We start from the raw sequence: 21,594 nt of genomic DNA, 5'->3' as shown, positions 1-21,594 counted from the left end.
AGCTGGTGGTCATGGCGATCCTGTGATGGTCGGCCGACCGCCCAAGCACCTCAATCGGTCTGGACCAGCCCTCGGGGATTGTCCCAGTCCCCACGCATGGCGATGGAAGGACCGCGATTGTAGTCGATCATGGACCAGCGCAGACCGCCGTCCGGCAGGTCTCGTGGCATCAATCGCGCCCAGTGGGCATTGCGCATGGTGACCAGACCCAGGTATTCGGGATATTCACTGGCCATGCCCAGCAGAGCCTGGAGGGCCTGGGCTATGAAGGACCCATGGGAGAAGACCATGAGATCCGTGTCTGGACCAGCCCGGTGGATCCAACGGTTCAGGGTTTCCAGACCGCGCTTACCTACCTGGGCCTTGGTCTCGGCACCGTGCAGCAGCTCTCCCCCGGCACCCCGGGACCAGGATTCATAGTCCTCGGGCCAACGTTGACGAACCTCCTCAGCGCTGGCCCCCTCCCACTCGCCAAAGCTGCGCTCGCGCAACCCGGGATCAAGATGGACCGTCTGGCCCAAGGGGTCGGCAAAGGCATGAGCGGTGGCGGCAGCCCGACCCAGGTCAGAGGAGACCACCAGCAGGTGACGGTCTTGAGGAGCGCCATCCACGTACTCAGCCCGGAGCTCCTCGGCAGCCCTCTCCACCTGCCAGCGGCCAACGCTGTTAAGGGGAATGTCGATCTGGCCCTGCATCCGGTGCTTTGCATTATATGAGGTCTGCCCATGACGGACCACGGTCATGGAGCGCACATGCCGTCCATCCTCGACGGTGGCAACCGAGTCAGTCATGGCTTTCCTGCGGATCGACGAAACGGCTGCGCAGATCATCCCCATTCAGATCGTCCGCCTTGGAGGCCAGCTGGCTATCCGGGTCATCATCGGCGAGGGTGAAGGGGTGCTCCAGCTGCAGGTCCACCTGTGGGCAGTCCTTCCAAAGCCGTTCCAGATCGTAGTAGGCCCGGGCCTGCTTGTGCATGATGTGGATGACGAAATCACCGTAGTCCAGCAGAACCCACTGGGCCTCCTGGACGCCCTCCCGCGAGCGGGGATCCAGGTTCTTCTGCAGATGGAGCTGCTTCTCCACCTCCTCGGCGATGGCCAGGACCTGACGTTCGTTGCTGCCGGTGGCCACCATGAAGATATCGGTGATGGCGATGGGCCGGGAGACGTCGAAGGCCACGATGTCCATGGCCTTGACATCGTTGGCAGCCCGAGCGGCCACCCGGACCGCGTCGATGGATTCCTGCAATGCTGGCACTTGTCACGCCTTTCCTTGTTGTGAAGCCGATGCTCTCATGGTTACCGCTCCCAGGCAGGCTTCCAGTCCGGAACCTGATGCTGGTCATTGGTGGAGTAGACCATGGCTCCGTCCTCGACCGGATGGCGGATGACCGATCCGGCCCCGGTCGTGACCCCGTCGCCCACCTGGACGGGTGCCACGAAGAGGTTTCCTGCGCCCACATGCACCTCCGACCCGATCTCGGTGCGGTTCTTGTGCACGCCGTCGTAATTGGCCGTGATGGACCCACCGCCCACATTGCTGTCGTGGCCTATGTGGGCATCGCCCACATAGGAAAGGTGGGGCACCTTGGTCCCGTGGTCGATGGTGGCCTTCTTCATCTCCACGAAGGCCCCGGCCTTGGTGTCCTCGGCAAGGACGTTGCCGGCCCTCAAATAGGTCCATGGGCCGATGTTGGCCCTGGCCCCAATCCGGGTCTCCTGCACGCGGGAACGCTCCACCCTGGCCTGCGGCTCGACGATGGCATCGATCAGGGTGGTATAGGGCCCGATGACCGCGTCCGAGGCGATCTCGGTATGACCCTGCAGGAAGCATCCGGGCAGAATGACGGCATCCTGCTGGACGACCACGTCGTCCTCGATCCAGGTGGTGGATGGATCCAGGATTGTCACCCCCTGGCGCATGAACTTGTGGCAGACCCGCAGGTTATGGGCCTTGGCCAGATCAGCCAACTGGATTCTGTCGTTGACGCCTTCGACCTTGAGCGGATCAGGAGCGGCGAAGGCTCCCACCCGGCCCAAGCGACGGGCTGTCTCCAGGGCATCGGTCAGATAGAACTCCCCCTGGGCGTTGCTGTCGTCCAGGCCACGGACCGCCTGTCGAAGCAGATCAGCCTCGAAGACGTAAACGGAAGTGTTGACCTCCTTGACGGCCAGCTCGGTGCCGGTGGCATCCCGTTGTTCGACGATGCGCAGGACCCGTCCATCCTGGTCACGAATGATGCGACCGTAACCGGTAGGGTCGTCCAGATTGACCGTCAGCACGGTGGCCCCATCACCGGAATTGACATGATAGTCGAGCAGGCTTTGCAGCGTGTCCGCGTCCAGCAGGGGCATGTCCGAGGCCACGATCAGCACCTGACCGTCATGCCGAAGCTCCCCATCCAGCTGGTCTACGGCGCACTGAACCGCACGCCCTGTACCCGGTCTGCTGTCTTGACGGACGATACGCACCTGGGGATCGTAGGACCGTGCGGCCTGCGCCACCAGGTCGGCCTGATGATGAACCACCACGGCAGTCAGCTCCGGATTCAGGGCGGTCACCGAAGTCATGACTCTCTGCAGGAAGGTCTTGCCAGCCAAGGTATGCAGAACCTTGGGGTGGGCCGAGTGCATGCGAGTGCCCTCGCCTGCGGCCAGGATGATGCCAGCGGTCAGCGTCTGCCCGCCGCTCAAAACTCCACCACCCCGCTCTCGGCGATGTCGATCAAATCCTGAATGGAATCCACCACCTGGTCAGGGCGGTAGGGAAAGGTCTCCACCTCGGATCGTGTGGTGATGCCAGTCAGCACCAGGAAGGTGTTCAGGCCAGCCTCGACTCCGGCCACCACGTCGGTGTCCATTCGGTCACCGATCATGGCCGTGGTCTCTGAGTGGCCGCCAACCCTGTTCAGGGCCGTGCGGAACATGATGGGATTGGGCTTGCCCACGAAGTAGGGCTCCCGGTTGGTGGCCTTAGTCACCAGGGCCGCCACAGCGCCGGCTGCCGGCAGAACGCCGTTCTCACTGGGGCCGGTGGCGTCAGGGTTGGTGCAGATGAAGCGGGCGCCGCCCAGGATCAGACGGATTGCTGTGGTGATGGACTCAAAGGAGTATGTCCGGGTCTCGCCCAGGATTACATAGTCCGGATTGATGTCGGAAAGAATGAACCCGGCCTCGTGCAGGGCCGTAGTCAGCCCAGCCTCGCCAATCACATAGGCCGATCCCTGCGGCATGGTCCGAGACACGAAGTCGGCGGTGGCCAAGGCTGAAGTCCAGATCCGATCCTCGGGCACGTCGATGCCCGAACGACCAAGGCGGGCCGAAAGGTCACGTGGGGTGTAGATGGGATTGTTGGTCAGCACCAGATATTGGCGGTTGTTGCGCTTGAGGGTGTCGATGAATTCGGCAGCTCCGGGCAGGGCCGTGTTCTCGTGCACCAGCACGCCGTCCATGTCGGTGAGCCAGGTTTCGATCTTCTTGACTGCCAAGACAGTTCCTTTCGGTTGGTCACCGACCCCAAGGAGGCCGTCTCCGACCGGAATCGGCGAGCGTAAGCTCCCCCACCTGGATTCGAACCAAGACTAAGGGTTCCAAAGACCCGTGTGCTGCCTTTACACCATGGGGGAAGGGCGGAACTCTTGAGGCCCCGCCAGGCTTATTATGCCACAGCCGGACGATTACGCCACGCCATGCCGGGCAGGCAAGGCTTTAAGCGAAGAGGAAGCCCTGGCCGTGATGAGCTGGATACGTATCGAAGAGCCGGGCCACTGAGCCATCCTCAAAGACCGCCTTGATGGCCGAAGCCAGCAGGGGGGCGATGGACAGCACAGTCAACCCATCCCAACGCTTCTCCTGGGGGATGGGAACCGTGTCGGTCAGAATGACCTCCTTGGCCTGGCAGGACTTGAGACGTTCCACGGCGGGTCCGGACATGACGCCATGGGTGGCCACGATGGTGATGGAATTGGCGCCAGCCTCATCCAGCACATTGCAGGCCTCAGCGATGGTGCCGCCGGTGTCGATCAGGTCGTCCACCAGCACGCAGTCCAAGCCGCGCACGTCGCCCACCACCCGATGGGCCACAGCCTTGTTGGGCTGGGTGATGTCACGGGTCTTGTGGATGAAGGCCAGGGGCACGCCACCCAGGCGTTGGGCCCACTGCTCGGCCACCCGGATGCGGCCGGCATCTGGCGAGACCACGGCCACCTTGGACAGATCCATCCGGTCGCGCACATAGTCCACCAGCACAGGCATGGCAATCAGGTGATCCACAGGCCCGTCGAAGAAGCCCTGTGACTGGGCAGCGTGCAGGTCGACCGACATGATTCGATCCGCACCGGCCGCCTTGAGCAGGTCGAACATGAGCCTGCAGGAAATGGGCTCGCGCCCCAGGTGCTTCTTATCCTGACGGGAGTAACCCAGGAGCGGGCAGACTGCGGTGATGGATCGCGCCGAGGCCCTCTTGAGGGCATCGATCATGATCAGCTGCTCCATGATGGACTTGTTGACCGGGTCGGAATGGGTCTGCAGGACGAAGACATCCGCACCACGCACCGACTCCGTATAACGCACATACATCTCGCCGTTGGCAAAGTCGTAGGCTGTCGTCTCCAGGACGTCGATGCCGAGCTGATCGGCCACGTCCGCCGCGAGTCTGGGATGGGTCCGGCCTGTGACAAGTATGAGATTTTTCCCTGGTCTGCCTTTGAGTATCGCGCTCACCATATCTCCAAACGTTGTTTTCGCTGAAGCGGACAGCCTCCATAATAATGGCGCGCGCTGACACAGCCGAGCAGTCCGTGTTGACGAGTCAGGCGGAATGCAAAGCTCAGGAAGCTGAGCGGTAGAGCCCGTGCTTGTTGATGTACTGCACCACCCCGTCCGGAACCAGGTACCAGACGGGCATGCCCCGGGCCGAGCGACGGCGCACATCCGTGGACGAGATGGACAGGGCCGGAATCTCCAACGTATCCACCCGCTGGGCAGGCACCTGAAGGTCGTCCAGGCTTGAGGAATAGCCGGGCCGGGAGACAGCCACGAACTTGGCCAGATCCCACATCCGGTTGGCATCCTTCCAGCGCATGATCTCGGCCACGGCGTCCGCCCCGGTGATGAAGAAGAGGTCACTGTCGGGGCGCATTCGCTTGATGTCGCGCAGAGTGTCCACCGTGTAGGTGATGCCAGGACGCTCAATATCCACCCGGGAGACCGTGAACTTGGGGTTGGAGGCCGTGGCTATCACGGTCATCAGATAGCGATCCTCAGCATTGGTCACCGTCTTGTTCAGCTTGAAAGCCGGGCGGCCGGTGGGCACAAAGATGACCTCATCCAGGTCGTAGACCCAGGCCACCTCCGAGGCAGCCACCAAGTGGCCATTATGAATGGGGTCGAATGTGCCGCCCATAATCCCCACACGGGGACGATGGTTATGGTGGGCCGACCCAGCGGTCCGATCAATATCTGATGGCTCCTGCCCGGATTCCCCCTCCTTGGACAGCTCAGACATCATCCGGTTCACGCCTGCTCGCCCTCCCGTCTGGCTTCCGAGGCGTTCTCCTCGTTCTCCGACTTGGCCTCCTGACGCATCTGCTCGGCGCTGGGGTTGACCCGGTCAGGATCGATCCGCTCCATATCGGCATTCCACTCCTCCTGGACCACCCGGCGGATCTCGGAATAGGTGGGCAGGGGGAAGCCCGGCTGGTAGGCCCGACGAACCTGAGCCACGCATCCGGTGATAGCTACCAATGAATCGGACAGGTCAGCGATGCGCCCCTCCTGCTCCTGCTTGCGGAAGACCGGCACCCGCTCCTCCATGACGGTGATGTTATGCCTGACCTGATTGAGCTGGTCCTGGTCCAGGTCGTATACATCATCGGCATGCTCGTCAGGCCAGCCAATCAGGACAGCGTCGGCGTACTCCAGGCAGGAGCGCTGGTCTGCATCCGGGATGCCATCCTCGATTTGCACCAGAAAGACGTACCGCAGCAGGCTCAGCCGTTCGGAAGCCACCCTTAGCCAGATGCGGGGATTGTCGTGCTCGCGCTGGAAGAGCTCTTCGATCTTCTCATTCACGGCCGTACCTGTCCCCTGCCGTAGCCGATCCACTTGGTGGTCGTCAGCTCCTGCAGACCCATGGGTCCTCGGGCATGCAGCTTTTGGGTGGAGATGCCCAGCTCGGCGCCCATGCCGAACATGCCGCCATCGGTGAATCTCGTTGAGGCATTGACCATGATCACGGCCGAATCCACACGACGGGAGAACTCCTCCACAGCCTCATAGTCCCGGGCCAGGATGGCCTCGGTATGTCCGGTGGAGTGACGGTTGATGTGTTCGATGGCCTGATCCAGGGAGTCGACCACACGCACCCCCATCTTCAGATCCAGATACTCACGATCCCAGTCGGCTTCCTCTGCGCGGACCAGCAGTTCTTCAGGCAAACCATGCCCGGCGAGGATGTCCATGGAGACCGCATCCAGGTGCAGCTCGACCTGGGCCTGCGTCAGCGCTTGGGCCACGCGGGGCAGGAATTCAGCGGCCACATCCCTGTGGACGATCAGCTTCTCAGCAGCGTTGCAGACGCCCACCCGCTGGGTCTTGGCGTTGACGATGATGGGGATGGCCTGATCCATATCCACCGAACGGTCCACGTAAATATGGACATTGCCAGCCCCGGTCTCGATGGTGGGCACAGTGGCCTGCTCAATTACGCTGCGGATCAGCCCCCGGCCACCCCTGGGCACCAACAGATCAATATGACCGCGCGCCTTCATCAGAGCCTGGGCCCCCTCGCGACCGTATCGATCCACGGAAGCCACCAGAGCCGGATCCAACCCCTGCTCACGAAGCACCCCGCCTATCAGCTCCACCAGCGCGCGATTGGTGCGCTGGGCCGCGTGCCCCCCTCGCAGGAGGGCCGCATTGCCGGACTTGAGGCAGAGGGCCACCACATCGATGGTGACATTGGGCCGGGCCTCGTAGATTATGGCCACCACGCCGAGGGGAACCCGCACCTGATTGAGCCGCATGCCGTTGGGCATGTCATGGCCGCGAACCACCTCGCCAAGCGGATCGGTCAGTCCCGCCACCATGCGCACGCCACGGGCGGCGTCCGCAATACGAACCTTATCCAAGCGCAGACGGTCAATCAGACCGGCGCTCATTCCTTCTTCGAAAGCCTGAGCGCAGTCCTGCTCATTGACTGCGGCAATCTGCTCAGCCTGATCGATCAGCGCATCGGCCAAGGCCAGCAAGAGGGCGTTCCTTGCCTGGCCGGTCATACCTGCCAGACCTGCCTGTGCAGCCGCCGCAGCATCGGCCATGGCGCAGACCCGATCAAACACATCCTGGCGATCGGAGTCGTCGTTTTCACTCATGTTCGTCAGATCCTTTCGCCCTCACGGGCCTGCCAGACCCATATTCTGTACCGATTGTAACCCTCAGCGGAGGCAATGACGACAGGAGGAGGGAAGGCATTGCTGCACCTCCCTCCTCCAAGTGCCGATCAGTGGGTCTGATCCAGCTCGGGATAGAGCGGGAAGGCCTCGACCAACCGGTCCACCCGGGCCTTGAGGGCATCCAGATCAGCCTGGGGACCCTGGGCCAACGCAGTGCCGATCACGTCGGCCACCTCCTCGTACTGGGCCGGGCCGAATCCACGCGTGGCCAGGGCGGAGGTTCCGATGCGCAGACCGGAGGCCACGGATGCCGGGCGGGGATCGAAGGGCACCGTATTGCGGTTGACGGTGATGCCGATCTTGGCCAGCAGATCCTCCCCCTGGCGGCCGTCCATCTCGCTGTTGCGCAGATCCACCATGACCAGGTGGACGTCCGTCCCTCCAGTGAGCACGGTGATGCCGTTGTCGGCCACATCCTTGGCCATCAGGCGCTCAGCCAGGATCTTGGCGCCCTCCAGTGTGCGCTCCATCCGCTCCTTGAATTCAGGCGTGCCGGCCAGCTTGAAGGCCACAGCCTTGGCGGCGACCACATGCATGAGCGGGCCGCCCTGGTTGCCGGGGAAGACCGAGGAGTTGAGCTTCTTGGCATACTCCTTACGGGCCAAGATGAATCCGGATCGGGGTCCTCCCAGGGTCTTGTGGGCCGTGGAGGAGACCACATCGGCATAGGGCACCGGGCTGGGGTGCAGGCCGGCTGCCACCATACCCGCGAAGTGCGCCATATCCACCCAGAACTTGGCTCCCACCTCATCGGCGATTTCCTTCATGGCTGCGAAGTCCTCGATGCGCGGATATGCGCTCCACCCGCCGATGATCAGGGCTGGATGGGTCTCCAGAGCCCGCTGGCGGATGATCTCGGGCTCAATGCGGAAGGTGTCCGGATCGACCCCGTAGGATTCGGCATGGTAAAAGCGCCCGGAAAAGTTGATCTTCATGCCGTGGGTCAGGTGACCGCCATGATCCAGGGCCAGACCCAGCACGGTGTCGCCGGGCTTGATCAGTGCCTGGTAAACGGCGGCGTTGGCCTGGGCGCCCGAATGTGGCTGGACGTTGGCGTACTCGGCGCCGAACAGGGCCTTGGCGCGGTCCCGGGCCAGGTTCTCGACCTGATCCACCCACTCGCAACCCCCGTAGTAGCGTCTGCCAGGATAGCCCTCGGCGTACTTGTTGGTCAGTACGGATCCCTGAGCCTGCAGGACGGCTTTGGGCACGAAGTTCTCTGAGGCGATCATCTCCAGACCACCGCGTTGACGCTCCAACTCTCCATCCAGCAGTGCAGCGATCTCCGGATCCACCTGCGAGATCGAAGAGTTCAGGACATCGTAGGATTGCTGTACCGGGTTCTCTTCGACCATGGGTCACTCCTTTGTCTATAAGGTCCAGCCTCGGATACAGGGCTGGTGGGCAATACTGTACGCTATGCCGGCCCCTGGCAGGCCCTGACGTCCATAGACGGTTTCCTCCGCGAGCCGAGCAAGGCCATGGTTCGGACCCCTGCACGGGGTAGAATGCCCTGGTAATGATCTGTTCAGCGACATGGCGGAGGGGCAGGCAACCATGAGCACATACCACAGCACCCGAGGCGGCAAGGAGCAGCTGCCGTCCAAGCAGGCCATCAGACGAGGCCTGGCTCCTGACGGCGGACTCTACGTTAGCGATGAACTGGACGCCGAGATCATCGACCCTGCCTCGGTAGCCGGCCTGGACTACAAGAGCACGGCCAAACTGGTCCTTTCGAGTCTGCTGAGTGATTACTCTTCCCCAGAACTGGACTCCTGCCTGGACGCAGCCTACGGAGAACAGTGGTCCGATCCGGCAATCACCCCTCTGGTGGATCTGGGCGGCAACGACTTCGTACTGGAGCTCTTCTGCGGACCCACATCGGCCTTCAAGGACGTGGCCCTGCAGCTTCTGCCAAGACTGATGGCATTGGCCGGGGACGATGGCGAGCGGATCATGGTGCTCACCGCCACCTCCGGTGATACGGGCAAGGCGGCGCTGGCCGGATTCGCAGATGCGCCGGGCACAGGCATCACCGTCTTCTACCCGCAAGGCAAGGTGAGCCAGATTCAGCGTCTGCAGATGGTCACCCAGCAGGGCGGCAACCTGCGGGTCTGTGCGGTTCGGGGCAATTTCGACGATGCCCAGTCCACAGTCAAGTCCATCTTTGCCGACGCTGACCTGGCTCGCGAGCTGGACGAGAAGGCCTCGACCGTTCTCTCATCGGCCAACTCCATCAACGTAGGCCGCCTGGCCCCGCAGGTCGTCTACTACTTCCGGGCCTACGGGTCGCTGATGGAACGGGGAGTGATCAGACCTGGGGATCCGTGCGAGTTCTGCGTGCCCACCGGCAACTTCGGCGATGTGCTGGCTGGATACTATGCCAAGATGATGGGCCTTCCAGTGGCTCGCCTGACCGTGGCCTCGGACCGCAACCGTGTCCTCAACGACTTCCTGACCACAGGCGTCTATGACCGCAACCGCCCCTTCTACACCACCACCTCCCCCAGCATGGACATTCTGATATCCTCCAACCTGGAACGGATGCTCTACTACATGGCCGACGGCGACACCAAACTGATTGCCTCGCTTATGAGCGATTTGGAATCTACGGGACGCTACCAGGTGCCTGATGCCCTGATGACCAGAATCCGCGGGCTCTTCTCCTGCGGCTGGGCCGACGAGGACCAGGTGGCATCAGCCATCGGCAACTGCTGGGAGAACCGGGGATACCTGATCGATCCGCACACGGCCTGCGGTTACCAGGTCATGACCGGGCAGACCGACCGGGATTCTGCCGTGCCCCGGGTACTGCTGTCCACGGCCAGTCCTTACAAGTTCCCCAGGGTGGTCTGTCAATCCCTGGGTCTGGAGACCCCGGACAGCGATTTCGACTGCATGGACATCCTGGCCGAGGCCACCAACACCAGGCCCCCCAAGGCTCTGCGCACCCTGGAAAACGCACCTGTGCGCTTCCAGGACTGCATCGATCCAGGGGACATGTCCGACTACGTCCGCCACGCGGTCATGCAGTCCTGAAGCCTGAGCGAATCGGCTCAGATCTCCTTCCTGACATAGACCTTGCGAGATAAGACTATCGAAACCATTTCAACCGCCAGAATCAAGGCCAGCCCGAGGAGCACTGGCCGCCACAGGTCGGATGTCAAAAATTGCATGATTGAATTCCAGAAGGTCCCCCAGTCCACGGGCAGCAAACTGCCGATAAGGACCATGATGGGTACCAAACCAAGAAGCGCCAGGAAGACTATCATTGCCTTAACTGGTTCCAGCCAATAAAACAAGGGCGTAGCTACTGCAAAGAGCAAAGATTCCAACAGGAACAACCCCAGAGCAAACAAGACAGTATCGTGCCAATGGTCCCGACCATGCAAAAATGAATCAGTAGTGTAGAAGAAGAATACTGCATAGCCGCAAGACTGAACCAGAACCAGCAGAATTACAGCGGCATAGCGTCCGAATACCTGGTGATCACGTGTTATGGGCAGCAGACCGTTCAACCGAATTGCCATATTGTTGAAATCGGCGAACAAGCCGAATACTTGGCCCACAATCAGTCCGATTCCCATGCCGGCCACTGCTCCCGTCAAGGCGGTCCTTGCATCTTCCCCATCATTGCCTGTCAGGGCCATGACTAGGTTCAGCAGGATTCCGATGCAGGGCACGGACATGTAAATCAGCACACCAACCCAAGGTCTCCCTGTTCCTGAGAAACGTTGCATGTCCAACCTGATCTGCTTGGCTATCGCCTTCATGACTCCATCTCCTTATTCCTGTCGGTCGCGGAAGGTGAGCCCGCGGTCAGTCTGATGATGTTGTCGAAGTCGGCCCGCTCTACCAGGTAGCGGCCATCCGAAGGCTCCACGGCGGCAGGAGAAGCCGATGCCAGAAAATCCTTCAAGCGTTCAGTAGGAACCAAAGCCTCGAAACCCGTGGCGGAACACTGCAAGCCCATCAGATGCGGCATTTGTGCTCTAGCCAAATCGTCCGGCCCTCCTCTCACTATCTGGAAAGCCTCCATCAACTCGTCCTTGGGGCCGGTGTAGAAGACAGACCCTCGATTGATGTAGGTAACGAAATCAGCCACCCGTTCAAGATCCGCAGTGATGTGCGTGGAGAACAGCACGGAATGACGACCGTCACCGATGTAGTCCAGCAGAATATCCATAAGCTCGTCCCTGGCCAGGACATCCAGACCACTGGTGGGCTCATCCAGAATCAAGAGCCTTGCGTCGTGGCTGAGGGCGACAGCCAGCATCAGTTTCATCTGCATGCCGCGGGAGAGCTTGCCGATTTTGCGGTTTTCTTGCAGACCGAACCGACGCAGATAGTCCTGATAGCGATCACTGTTCCAAGATGGATACATGGGTGCCATCACTGGCTCGACGGCCTTGACCTTCCACGCCTCAAGGAAATAGATGGAATCGAAGACCACGCCCAGATCCGCTTTGACCTCCTCCTCCTGACTCGAGGGATCGCGGCCCAGAATGCTGATTGCTCCGCTGTCTCGGCGGGTCATGTTCAGCAAGAGCCGGATCAGGGTGGATTTGCCTGCACCATTGGGGCCTATCAATCCCATGATGTAGCCCATGGGCAGGTCCATGGTGACCTGCTGCAGGCGGAATCCCGTGCCGTCAGCCTTGACGTAGCTTTTCCCCAGGTCACTGACGCGCAGGGCATAGTCGACCTCTTCACCGGAAGTTGTCATCGGCGGTGATGCACGCATACTCCTATTCCTTTCCTTCTTCGGACGCGGGTGCAGAACCCCTGTTGCCGAGTAGGCCGTCGAGCAGGCCGCGAATCCGGTCCGGCTCCATGCCGGCCCGACGAGCCGTATCGACTGCCTCCCCCAGCAGGGACTGCACTCGGTTCTCCAGATGCTGCCGCATGACCTTGTCGCCGCTGTCGGCCACGAAGGTCCCCTTGCCTTGGATGTTCTCCACCAAGCCCTCTTGGGCGAGTTCGGTATAGGCGCGGGTCACGGTCAGCACGGACACCCTGAGCTCCTGCGAGAGATGTCGCAGAGAAGGCAGTCCCTCCCCCGCTTTCAGGTCTCCGGTCAGGATGGCCGAACGTATCTGGTCCTCGATCTGCCGATAAATCGGCTGTCCGGACAGGGATGAGATGATCAGCTTCATCCAAGCCCCTTTCATTGATTGTCAGCACGACCCTGGCTGAGCTGTGTCGGTGTTCATATATACACTATAACAGTTTAGCCATGAAGACAAACGCTCCAATGATCTGCTGAGGTCATGATTCACAGATTCGGTGGAACAGCGCTGTGGTACAGAAATCCCGGCCGACCACAACTTCGAACAAAATCCATTTTGAACAGGTCAACGCCGTATTGCTCATACCGAGGGCGGATACGGTGTCATCAACGAAAATCCAGCATAATCGTTGCCGCACGGCCATCAGCTGCCGATTGCCTACAGCTATGGCATCAGGATGAAAAGCAAAGGAATGATGGATATGGAGCACACAGCAGAACGGTTGCAACAGACAACAAAGTCGCTGAAACTTGTCACAGCCGTCAAATCGACGGACTTTGGCACGACAAAGTGCAGGTGGCAACCAGACTTATCGGTGCTGGAGTCTGCTGGAGGACAGAAGCTCTCGGGCGTGCTTTAAGGAGGTTGCGGACTCGCTGCCGGCCAGCATCCGGGCGATCTCCCGCTCTCGGTCTTTGCCTTCTACCTGGTGGACCAGGGTCTCTACGGCATCGCCACCCTCCCGGCCCTTGGCTACGACGAACTGGCGATCGGCCCAGGAAGCCACCTGCGGCAGGTGGGTGACCACGATCACCTGGGCAGTGACCGCCAACCGGGACAGACGGCGACCCAGCTCGACGGCAGCCCGACCACCGACTCCGGCGTCCACCTCGTCGAAGATGAAGGTCATCGCCGGCTCGACGACCTGGGTATCAAGGCCAGTACGCCCATCGCCAGGTCTGTCAGGTCCCGGTGATGTCCGACTTTCAGCGGCCACCAGCTCCAGGGCCAGCATGAGTCGGCTGAGTTCGCCGCCCGAGGCGCTCTTGCCCATGGGCAGAAGGTCCGAACCTGGATATGGTCTGAAGAGAAAGTCGATCTGATCCAGACCATGCGCGTCCATAGCCTGGTCCTGGCGTGGTCTGACACGGATCTCCAGCCCAGCGCCCGCCATGGCCAGGGAGCGCAATTCGCCGTCGACAAGATCGCTCAGCCTTCGTGCAGCCATGGCCCGTGACGCAGACAGAGCCCGGGCAGCCTTCAAGGCGGTTCCGCGAAGCTGCTCAACCTGACCTTGGAGCTCATCCAGCTTCTCGGGTGAGGCATCCATGTCCTCAAGCTCAAATGCAGCCTTCTTGCGCCAGGCCAGAACATCGTCGATGTCCGGTCCCCAGCGTCGGGTCAGCTCATCCAGATCGTGAATGCGAGCATTGATCTTGTCCAGATCGCTCTCCTGGCCTTCGTCGTCCAGCTGACTGCTCAGGGTGAAGACCAGGTCAGACAGGTCGGCATTGAGCGCGCGCAGCCGCTGGGCCGACTCCTGAAAGACCCCCTCCACACCGATGCCCTCCAGGGCAGCAATGGCCCGCTCAACCAGAGCCGTGGCCGATGGCGCGTCGGCGTCAGGGTCGATCTGGCCGGAGTCCAGGGCAGACAGTGCAGCCATGACGCCCTGACTGATCTGGGCAGCGTGCTCGATCCTGTCCCGCTGAGCCTTGAGTTCACGATCCTCGCCGGAATGGGGGTCGACCCGGTCGATCCGGGCGATGGATTCGCGAAGATAATCAGCCTGAGCCATAGCACCGGACTGCTGATTGCGCAGCTCCTCCAGATGGTCCTGGGCCTGTCGGTACTGCCGGAAGGCCTTGGAAAAGGCCTCCAGCTGCGGGCCGTCACCGGCATAGGCATCCAAAAATTCGCGCTGCCGGGCCGGACTGGCCATACGCATCTGATCCGCCTGGCCATGGACGGTGACCAGCATGCCAGCCACCTCCTCCAGCAGACCACGAGGTGCCGTCCTGCCGTTCAGGGCGGCACGGGAACGCCCCTTGACAGGCATGGTCCTCGCCAGAAAGATCTGCCCCTCATCCTCCAAGGGCAGACCAGCCTCGGTGATGGCAGCGGTCACTGGATTCTCAGCCCCCGCTGTTCCGGCATCAAAAATCCCCTGCACCCAGGACTCACGGGCTCCAGGTGACACCAGTTGGGGGCGGGCAGTGGACCCCGAGATCAGCCTGATGGCGTTGAGCAGCATGGACTTGCCAGCCCCGGTCTCCCCCGTGATGGCCGTCATGCCAGCAGCAGGCCGCAGCAGGGCATGATGGATGGGACCCAAGTCTCGTACTTCCAGCTCTTCCAGCATCAGTGCTCCTTGTTCAACTCCTGCGACTCCCCCTGGCCCTGTCCATTCGCAGCTGCCGAGGGGCGATGCTGCTCCCTCCAGCCGACCACCGGCAGATCGAACTTGGAAACCAGCCGTCTGGTGAAGGGCACCCCGGACAGCCTGGCCAGCCGCAGAATATCGTGGGACTGCCGCACCACGATGCGGGACCGCTTGGGCACTGGCCGCTGACGGCGCCCGTCATTGCAGATCCAGCCGGCCGACTGGGAATCACCCAGAATATCCAGGGTGAACTGCGACTTTGGACCGATGATCAGAGATCGGGCGAAGAGGGCATGGGCAGCTATGGGCACCATCTGCAGCGACTGCGCATCCGGCCAGACGATGGGCCCGCCCACCGAAAAGGCATAGGCCGTCGATCCGGTCGGGGTGGCCACAATCATGCCGTCGCAGCCGAAGGAGCTCATCTCCACATCGTCCACTCGGACCGATACCTCGATCATCTTGCCCCGATCATATCGTTCCAGGGTCATGTCGTTGAGGGCCCAGTCGCTCAGCGGTCGATCGGCCCCGGGTATCCACAAGTCCACATGGGCCACCATGCGCTCGTCGATGGAGTAGTCATGATCAGCCACCCGGCGAATGGCCTCCCCTATCTGGAAGCTCTCGAACTCCGCCAGGAACCCCACATGACCCAGATTGACCCCCAGGATGGGGACCTCGGTGCCCTTGACCAACTCTGCAGCCCGCAGAATGGTTCCATCGCCGCCTAGGACGATGACGATCTCGGTGTCGTCAGCCACCTGCTGGCTGGGACTGCCAAATTCCGGGGCGGCGATGTTGTCGACAATCGAGACACGGAATCCGTCCCGGCGCAGCTGCTCCTCGACCTCATCCACCAGGTGGCCGCTTGCCCGGACCCGGCTGTGCGTGACCACGACAGCGCTACGAGCACCCATGGGCCCTCCTTCCGGCATCAATGATCATCCTATCGGGCGCGGCCAACAGCGGCGCTCATCGTGGCGGGGTCAGGCCAAACGGCGACCAGCGGCTGCGGCCATCCCCTGCCCGGTCTCATACCGGGGCGATCCCGTTCCGTCCACGGCGTCGGCATCCACCACGACACGGGAGACATCCGTCCTGTCGGGCAGCTCAAACATGGTCGCCTCAAGGGTGTGCTCGATGATTCCGCGCAGCCCGCGGGCGCCCACCTTACGCTCCAGGGCGATGGCAGCAACACGGTCCAGAGCGGCATCAGTGAAGACCAGATCGGCCCCGTCATCCAGGAACATGCGCCGGTACTGGTTAACCAGGGCATTGTCCGGTTCGGTCAGCACCCGCCGCAGCTCATCGGCACCCAGCGGCTCCAGAGTGGATATGACCGGCAGACGCCCCACGAACTCAGGAAGCAGGCCAAACTGTTCCAGATCCTCGGCCCTGACCTGGCTCATGACCCGGTCGTCGGGCACTTTGTCATTCCCTTGAGTAGCCGAGAATCCGCTCTCCCGCAGGCCCAGCCGCCGACGGACGATCTCCTCAAGACCGACAAAGGCGCCACCGCAGATGAAGAGGATGTTGGCTGTGTCCATGACGACCGTGCGGACATCCCCATGCCGCCGGGAACCCTGGACCGGCACTCGGGCCTGGGTGCCCTCGATGATCTTGAGCAGAGCCTGCTGGACCCCCTCGCCGGACACGTCCCGGGTAATGGAGGTGTTCTCGCCAGACTTCCTGGCGATCTTATCGATCTCGTCGATGTAGATGATCCCCCGCTGGGCCAGGTCCATGTTGCCGTCGGCAGCCTGGAGCAGCCCCTGCAGGACGGACTCCACATCCTCGCCCACATACCCCGCCTCGGTCAGGCTGGTGGCATCCATAATGACGAAGGGGACGTTCATGATGGTGGACAGGGTTCTCGCCAGGTAGGTCTTGCCCACGCCGGTGGGCCCCATGAGCAGGATGTTGGACTTGTCCACCTGGACGCGTGGGACCGCATCCTTGCCTTCCAATGCGATGTCAGCAGCACGGCCACGGTCGCCCAGGTCCATATTGACGCGCTTGTAGTGGTTATAGACCGCCACCGACAGGGTGCGCTTGGCGGCCTCCTGGCCTATGACATACCTGTTCAGATAGGCGAATATCTTCGAGGGTGCAGGCAGGGTCACCCGCTGGTCGGCAGCATCCTTGGCCATATCCTCCTGGATGATCTGGGCGCAGAGACGTATGCATTCGTCGCAGATGGCGCAGGAAGGCCCCTTGACCAGGCGGCGCACCTGATGCTCGTCCTTGCCGCAGAACTCGCAGCGATTCAGTCCGTCATTGTAGCTGACCACACGGCCCATGGCTCTCCCTTCCCGGAGCATCCGCAAGGATCGGCGAAATCATATATGACCGGCATCGTCCATGATGCCAAAAACGTCCGGAGGCCGTGGGTCCCAGGGGCCCGCCGCCATCCGGACGATCAATCATGCGTGCAGTCACCAGAGCTAATTGCGGTGCTCCAGGACCTCGTCCACCATCCCGTATTCCTTGGCCTGCTGGGCGGTCAGAATGGTGTCCACCTCGATGTCCTTGCGGATCTTCTCCACATCCTGGCCGGTGTGCTTGGCCAGGGTCTCCTCCAGCCAGGTGCGCATGCGAAGCATCTCCTTGGCCTGGATCTCGATCTCGGTGGCCTTGCCGAAGTCCTGCTCCATGGCCGGCTGGTGAATCAGCACACGGGCGTTGGGCAGGATCAGACGCTTGCCCTTGGTCCCAGCGGCCAGAAGAACGGCAGCAGCCGAGGCGGCCTGGCCCAGGCAGACGGTCTGCACATCGGGCTTGATGTACTGCATGGTGTCATAGATGGCGGTCATGGCCGTCATGGATCCCCCCGGCGAATTGATGTAGATGATCACATCGCGGTTGGGATCCTGGCTCTCCAGAACCAGGAGCTGGGCCATGATGTCGTCCGAGGAGGTGTCATCCACCTGGACGCCCATGAAGATGATCCTGTCGTCGAAGAGCCTGGTGTAGGGGTCCTGACGCTTGTAGCCGTATGGGGTGCGCTCCTCGAACTGCGGCAGCACATAGCGGTCGGTGGGCATGGCGGCCAGGCCACGAGGGCCGGCCAGTCGACGGGCCCGTGCTACGAATTGCGCTTCTTCAGATGCCATGTGGAGTGCTCACTTCCCTTGATCCGCGGTCATAGTGCCGTGGGTGGTCACGATCCGGTCGACGAAGCCGTACTCCAGGGCCTGCTGGGCCGTGAACCAGTGATCGTATTCGTTGTCCCGGTAGATCTCTTCCAGGGTGTGGCCGGTCTGCTCGGCCGTCAGCTGGGAGAGCGTGCGCTTCATGTCCATGATCAGCTCGGCGTTGATCCTGACATCAGTGGCCGTGCCTCCGACGCCGCCCGAGGGCTGATGCATAAGCACCCGCGCATGAGAGGTGACGAAGCGCTTGCCCTTGGCCCCGCTGGAAAGCAGGAACTGGCCCATGGAGGCCGCCATGCCAACCGCAACCGTGGCCACGTCAGGCTCGATCAGCTGCATGGTGTCGTAGATGGCCATGCCGGCCGTAATGGAGCCGCCAGGCGAGTTGATATAGAGCCAGATATCCTTCTTTGGATCCTCGGCCGCCAGCATCAGCATCTGTGCGCAGATGACGTTGGCGTTGGCGTCCTTGACCTCGTCCCCCAGCCAGATGATCCTGTCCTTGAGCAGTCGGTTGAAGATGGGATCGGTCGGCGCAGGGGCCTCCCCCTCCTCCATCACGGGACTGGTTGCCAATGAGTTGTTCACCCTGTCTCCTTCGATAAACGTATCTGTATTGAGAGTAGCCCCCGCAATCGACGCAGCCACAGCCTTTCCGCTCTTTGCGCAACCGCTACGACAGGGCCGCACCCAGGCTGTTTCGCCACTGGGTGCGGCCCTGTTCGCTACTTTGTAAGCTACTCCTGATCCTGGGAGAGCTGGTCAGCCACTTCAGCTGCGGCGGAGGCAGCCTGGACGCTCTCGTCCTGCTCCTCATGGGCCTCGGGCTCATCCTCGCCCAGGAAGCGGCTCAGGTCCACCTCTTGGCCATCGGGATCCTTGAAGGTGACGGCCCGCATGCCGGCCAGCATGCCCTTGGAGCGGCCGACCTCCTGCACAGCAGAACCCAGCTGTCCGTTGCGGACGATGCCGTTGATGAAGGCGCTGGGATCCATACCATACTGCTGGGCTATGGAGGCCAGGAAGTTGGTCACGTCGGCCTGGCTGACCGTGATACCCAGCTTCTCAGCCAGAGCGTCCAGGGTCATCTGGTCGCGCAACTCCTTCTCCACACTCTTCTCGGCCTCGGCCTTCTCGTCCTTGCTGGCCTTGTCGGGATCCTTACCGGTGTTCTTGAGCTGATCGGTTACCATGGACTGCTTGATGCCCTTGGGCACCGGGATGTCCAGGCCGTCCTGGAGCTTGGCAATGAAAGCGTCGCGGGCGTCAGTGGCCTGCCGACCCTCGGCATCCACCTGGCACTGCTTGCGCACGTCCTCGCGCAGCTCCTTCAGGGTCTCGAACTCCGAGGCCTCCTTGGCGAACTCGTCGTCCAGGTCGGGCAGCTCCTCAGCCTTGACCGAGTTGACCTTGACCTTGATCTGGGCCTTCTCGCCTTGGTGCTCACCGGCCTCCAGAGTGCCCTCGAAGGTGGTCTCTTCTCCGGCGGACAGCCCATCCAGGGCCTCATCTAGGCCATCCAGCATGGTGTTGGAGCCCAACTCGTAGCTGACCCCCTGCTGGGAGTCCACGGACTCGCCGTCGATGACGGCATCCAGGTCGATGTTGGCGTAATCGCCTTTGGAAGCGGGACGATCCACACTGACCAGGGTGCCGAAACGCTGACGCAGATTGTCCAGGCGCTTGTCCACGTCCTCGTCGGTGACGGCGGGCTTGGGAACCTCGATCTCCATGCCCTCGATGTCGGGCAGCTCGAACTTGGGACGAATCTCCACCTCGGCGGTGAACTTGAGCTTGGTGTCGTCCTTGGCGGAGGAGGGGATGTCCTTGACGTCGATCTGCGGCTGCGCCATGGCGTGCAGCTGCTTCTCCTCCAGGGCATTGGAGTAGAGCTCGGGCACGCCGGCGTTGACGGCCTCGCCCGCCACGCTGGCAAAGCCCACGCGCTGATCGATGATGGGTCCGGGTACATGCCCCTTGCGGAAGCCTGGGATGGTCACCTGCTTGCCGATCTCCTTACGGGCCTGATCCAGGTAGGGGTTCAGCTCATCGGGATCGACGGTGATGGTGAGCCTGACCTTGGTGGGCTCGAGGTTTCTGACGCTGATTTTCACGCTGCGCTCCAATTCATCCAAACCGTTTGATCTGCCAGTAAGGCAACCGTTACATAATAGCGCGAGTCAGGGACTCTGACAGGAGCGAAACCTGCCAGGGACGGGCACCCTCCTGACGCAGGAAGTCGGCTACATCACGCTTCTCCGGTTGATCGGTCCAGCAGAGGTTGCGCAGGTAGCGGGGTTTGATCAGAATATCGTCGGGGGTGTTGGTCTGGCGTCCCACTGCAGTCACCGCCTTGCGCGCCGCCTCCAGCCTGGTAAACCGATCCGGGTGGCGGTGCCGCCAGACTTGCATGGACTTGGGAGCGTTGGTCTCCTCCACCCGTGGCTTGGGAGGCACCGGCAGTTCCTCGGTGGGCAGATGCAAGGCATCCAGAATGGCCTGCTTCCAGACCGAGGGCCTGACCCGGCGCTGGATGGGTGCATAGCGCTCGAACATGCGGTCCTGCTCGCCGCCGGTATGGATTCTGACCCGCTCGTTCAAGGATCGTATGGCTCGGAACTGGGCGTTGTTGCGTGGCTTGAGCCTGCCTGCCTCGATGATGGCCTTGTCAGGCAGGAGGAGTGTCGGTGCTATGTCGTTGCGTCTGGCCAGCTGGTCTCGGGTGGTCCACAGGGAACGGGCCACAGCCAGTCCTCGGCGGTCATTGTGCAGGGAGTTGATATGCGAGATATGCCGCCAGGGCTGCTCAGGCTCCGGCTTGGGGATTTTGCCCTGCTCCAGCAGCCAGGTGAATTCCTGCCTGGCCCACTCGTCCTTGCCGTGACGACGCAGGTCCTCCAGCTCTCGCGTTCGCACCTGATCCAGCAGCTCCACATCCAAGGCGGCGTAATTACGCCAATCACGGGGCAGAGGGCGGTAGGACCAGTCAGCGGCAGAGTGCTCCTTGGCCAGCGTCAGTCCCAGATAGTGCGCAGTCACTGCAGACAGGCCGTAATGACCCAGGTTGAGCATCCTGGCCGCCAGCTCGGTGTCGAAGAGCGATGAGGGCCTCATGCACAATGCATAGAAGCCAGGCAGATCCTGAGGGGAGTCATGAATGATCCACTGGGCCCCATCGACAGCCTTATTGAATTCCGACCAGTCGCAGCCCGCCTGCATCAAAGCTGGTGGGTCCAGCAGGAATATCCCCGCCCCCTGGCGCTTGAACTGGACCAGGTAGTCGTCGTGGCCATAGCGGAAGCCCGAGGCCCGTTCAGCATCCGCGGCCAGTGCACCGCTCCCCTGAGACAGCAACCGACAGGCCCGGTGGTATCCGTCCATATCGTCGATGAGCGACGGTACACCCTGGGCGGGCTCTGAAAGCAGCTGCGTCTTAGGTTCCGTGGTCACCTGCGCTCAACCTCTTTTGTAGTTTGTCTTCCATCACGCCACCGGGCCGATCGGCCCGGAAAACACACGCCTGAAAGCATAGTCCATGGCCTCAACCCACCGATAATCATTTACTGAGCAGACCTGGTCGACAATTTATCGATT

20 protein-coding genes and 1 tRNA gene are annotated in these 21,594 nt (G+C 61.8%); 1 reads left to right on the top strand and 20 read right to left on the bottom strand.

Features of this window, described 5'->3' with window-relative positions; translation table 11 throughout:
* Nucleotides 1-50: 50 nt before the first annotated feature.
* The 10 genes from J3T93_RS07695 to glyA all read right to left on the bottom strand — a co-directional run bounded on the left by J3T93_RS07695 (nt 51) and on the right by glyA (nt 8,811).
* The gene (locus J3T93_RS07695; protein WP_267431178.1) at nt 51-791 is read right to left on the bottom strand and encodes a histidine phosphatase family protein; all 741 of its coding nucleotides are present in this window, start codon (nt 789-791) and stop codon (nt 51-53) included.
* Nucleotides 784-1,260 carry a ribosome silencing factor gene (rsfS, locus tag J3T93_RS07690; protein WP_267431177.1) on the bottom strand — a complete coding sequence of 159 codons (477 nt, stop codon included), beginning with the start codon at nt 1,258-1,260 and terminating at the stop codon, nt 784-786. The genes J3T93_RS07695 and rsfS overlap by 8 nt, the downstream gene beginning before the upstream one ends.
* Before the next feature lie 41 nt (nt 1,261-1,301).
* A complete protein-coding gene (glmU, locus tag J3T93_RS07685) occupies nt 1,302-2,678 on the bottom strand; it encodes a bifunctional UDP-N-acetylglucosamine diphosphorylase/glucosamine-1-phosphate N-acetyltransferase GlmU (protein ID WP_267400263.1) in 1,377 nt (458 codons plus the stop codon).
* A gap of 14 nt (nt 2,679-2,692) precedes the next feature.
* Nucleotides 2,693-3,490, bottom strand: a complete 798-nt coding sequence (locus J3T93_RS07680; protein WP_024627950.1) for an HAD-IIA family hydrolase — start codon at nt 3,488-3,490, stop codon at nt 2,693-2,695.
* 67 nt (nt 3,491-3,557) lie between these two features.
* Nucleotides 3,558-3,628 (bottom strand) — tRNA-Gln (locus tag J3T93_RS07675).
* An 82-nt stretch (nt 3,629-3,710) separates the two neighbouring features.
* Nucleotides 3,711-4,727, bottom strand: coding sequence for a ribose-phosphate diphosphokinase (locus J3T93_RS07670; protein ID WP_029676331.1), 1,017 nt, complete (start codon nt 4,725-4,727; stop codon nt 3,711-3,713).
* A gap of 103 nt (nt 4,728-4,830) precedes the next feature.
* Nucleotides 4,831-5,511, bottom strand: a complete 681-nt coding sequence (gene nadD / locus J3T93_RS07665; RefSeq protein WP_229133146.1) for a nicotinate-nucleotide adenylyltransferase — start codon at nt 5,509-5,511, stop codon at nt 4,831-4,833.
* Nucleotides 5,512-5,516: 5 nt separating this feature from the next.
* Nucleotides 5,517-6,074, bottom strand: coding sequence for a phosphoribosylglycinamide synthetase (locus J3T93_RS07660; protein WP_121914587.1), 558 nt, complete (start codon nt 6,072-6,074; stop codon nt 5,517-5,519).
* Entirely contained in the window at nt 6,071-7,384 is a 1,314-nt protein-coding gene (locus J3T93_RS07655; protein WP_416378840.1) for a glutamate-5-semialdehyde dehydrogenase, read from the bottom strand. The genes J3T93_RS07660 and J3T93_RS07655 overlap by 4 nt, the downstream gene beginning before the upstream one ends.
* Nucleotides 7,385-7,503: 119 nt before the next feature.
* Nucleotides 7,504-8,811: a serine hydroxymethyltransferase gene (gene glyA / locus J3T93_RS07650; RefSeq protein ID WP_267431175.1), complete on the bottom strand. Its 1,308-nt coding sequence runs from the start codon at nt 8,809-8,811 to the stop codon at nt 7,504-7,506.
* 202 nt (nt 8,812-9,013) lie between these two features.
* Between glyA and thrC the strand changes: the two genes are divergently transcribed.
* Nucleotides 9,014-10,495 carry a threonine synthase gene (thrC, locus tag J3T93_RS07645; protein ID WP_267431174.1) on the top strand — a complete coding sequence of 494 codons (1,482 nt, stop codon included), beginning with the start codon at nt 9,014-9,016 and terminating at the stop codon, nt 10,493-10,495.
* 17 nt (nt 10,496-10,512) lie between these two features.
* On the opposite strand, the gene J3T93_RS07640 is transcribed toward thrC, so the two are convergent.
* The 10 genes from J3T93_RS07640 to J3T93_RS07595 all read right to left on the bottom strand — a co-directional run bounded on the left by J3T93_RS07640 (nt 10,513) and on the right by J3T93_RS07595 (nt 21,450).
* Complete coding sequence (locus J3T93_RS07640; protein ID WP_267431173.1) at nt 10,513-11,229, bottom strand: ABC-2 transporter permease; 717 nt, start codon at nt 11,227-11,229, stop codon at nt 10,513-10,515.
* On the bottom strand, nt 11,226-12,182 hold the full coding sequence (locus tag J3T93_RS07635) for an ABC transporter ATP-binding protein (RefSeq protein WP_416378841.1): 957 nt from the start codon (nt 12,180-12,182) through the stop codon (nt 11,226-11,228). The genes J3T93_RS07640 and J3T93_RS07635 overlap by 4 nt, the downstream gene beginning before the upstream one ends.
* A gap of 22 nt (nt 12,183-12,204) precedes the next feature.
* The gene (locus J3T93_RS07630; protein ID WP_267400086.1) at nt 12,205-12,612 is read right to left on the bottom strand and encodes a GntR family transcriptional regulator; all 408 of its coding nucleotides are present in this window, start codon (nt 12,610-12,612) and stop codon (nt 12,205-12,207) included.
* 442 nt (nt 12,613-13,054) lie between these two features.
* Nucleotides 13,055-14,827 (bottom strand): DNA repair protein RecN, encoded by a 1,773-nt coding sequence (locus J3T93_RS07625; protein ID WP_267431171.1) that lies wholly within the window; start codon nt 14,825-14,827, stop codon nt 13,055-13,057.
* Entirely contained in the window at nt 14,827-15,765 is a 939-nt protein-coding gene (locus J3T93_RS07620) for an NAD kinase (RefSeq protein ID WP_267431170.1), read from the bottom strand. The genes J3T93_RS07625 and J3T93_RS07620 overlap by 1 nt, the downstream gene beginning before the upstream one ends.
* Nucleotides 15,766-15,834: 69 nt before the next feature.
* Nucleotides 15,835-17,148: an ATP-dependent Clp protease ATP-binding subunit ClpX gene (clpX, locus tag J3T93_RS07615; protein ID WP_267400090.1), complete on the bottom strand. Its 1,314-nt coding sequence runs from the start codon at nt 17,146-17,148 to the stop codon at nt 15,835-15,837.
* A 144-nt stretch (nt 17,149-17,292) separates the two neighbouring features.
* On the bottom strand, nt 17,293-17,961 hold the full coding sequence (locus tag J3T93_RS07610) for an ATP-dependent Clp protease proteolytic subunit (protein ID WP_121914578.1): 669 nt from the start codon (nt 17,959-17,961) through the stop codon (nt 17,293-17,295).
* Between the two features lie 9 nt (nt 17,962-17,970).
* Nucleotides 17,971-18,558: an ATP-dependent Clp protease proteolytic subunit gene (locus J3T93_RS07605; protein ID WP_029676324.1), complete on the bottom strand. Its 588-nt coding sequence runs from the start codon at nt 18,556-18,558 to the stop codon at nt 17,971-17,973.
* 179 nt (nt 18,559-18,737) lie between these two features.
* Nucleotides 18,738-20,114, bottom strand: coding sequence for a trigger factor (gene tig / locus J3T93_RS07600; protein WP_254477100.1), 1,377 nt, complete (start codon nt 20,112-20,114; stop codon nt 18,738-18,740).
* Nucleotides 20,115-20,163: 49 nt separating this feature from the next.
* Nucleotides 20,164-21,450 (bottom strand): HRDC domain-containing protein, encoded by a 1,287-nt coding sequence (locus J3T93_RS07595; RefSeq protein ID WP_267400093.1) that lies wholly within the window; start codon nt 21,448-21,450, stop codon nt 20,164-20,166.
* Nucleotides 21,451-21,594: the final 144 nt, after the last annotated feature.

This window comes from Bifidobacterium sp. B4111, assembly GCF_026537235.1.
In the GTDB taxonomy this organism is placed as follows: Bacteria; Actinomycetota; Actinomycetes; order Actinomycetales; family Bifidobacteriaceae; genus Bombiscardovia.
This window is presented reverse-complemented; position numbering and strand designations above follow the sequence as displayed.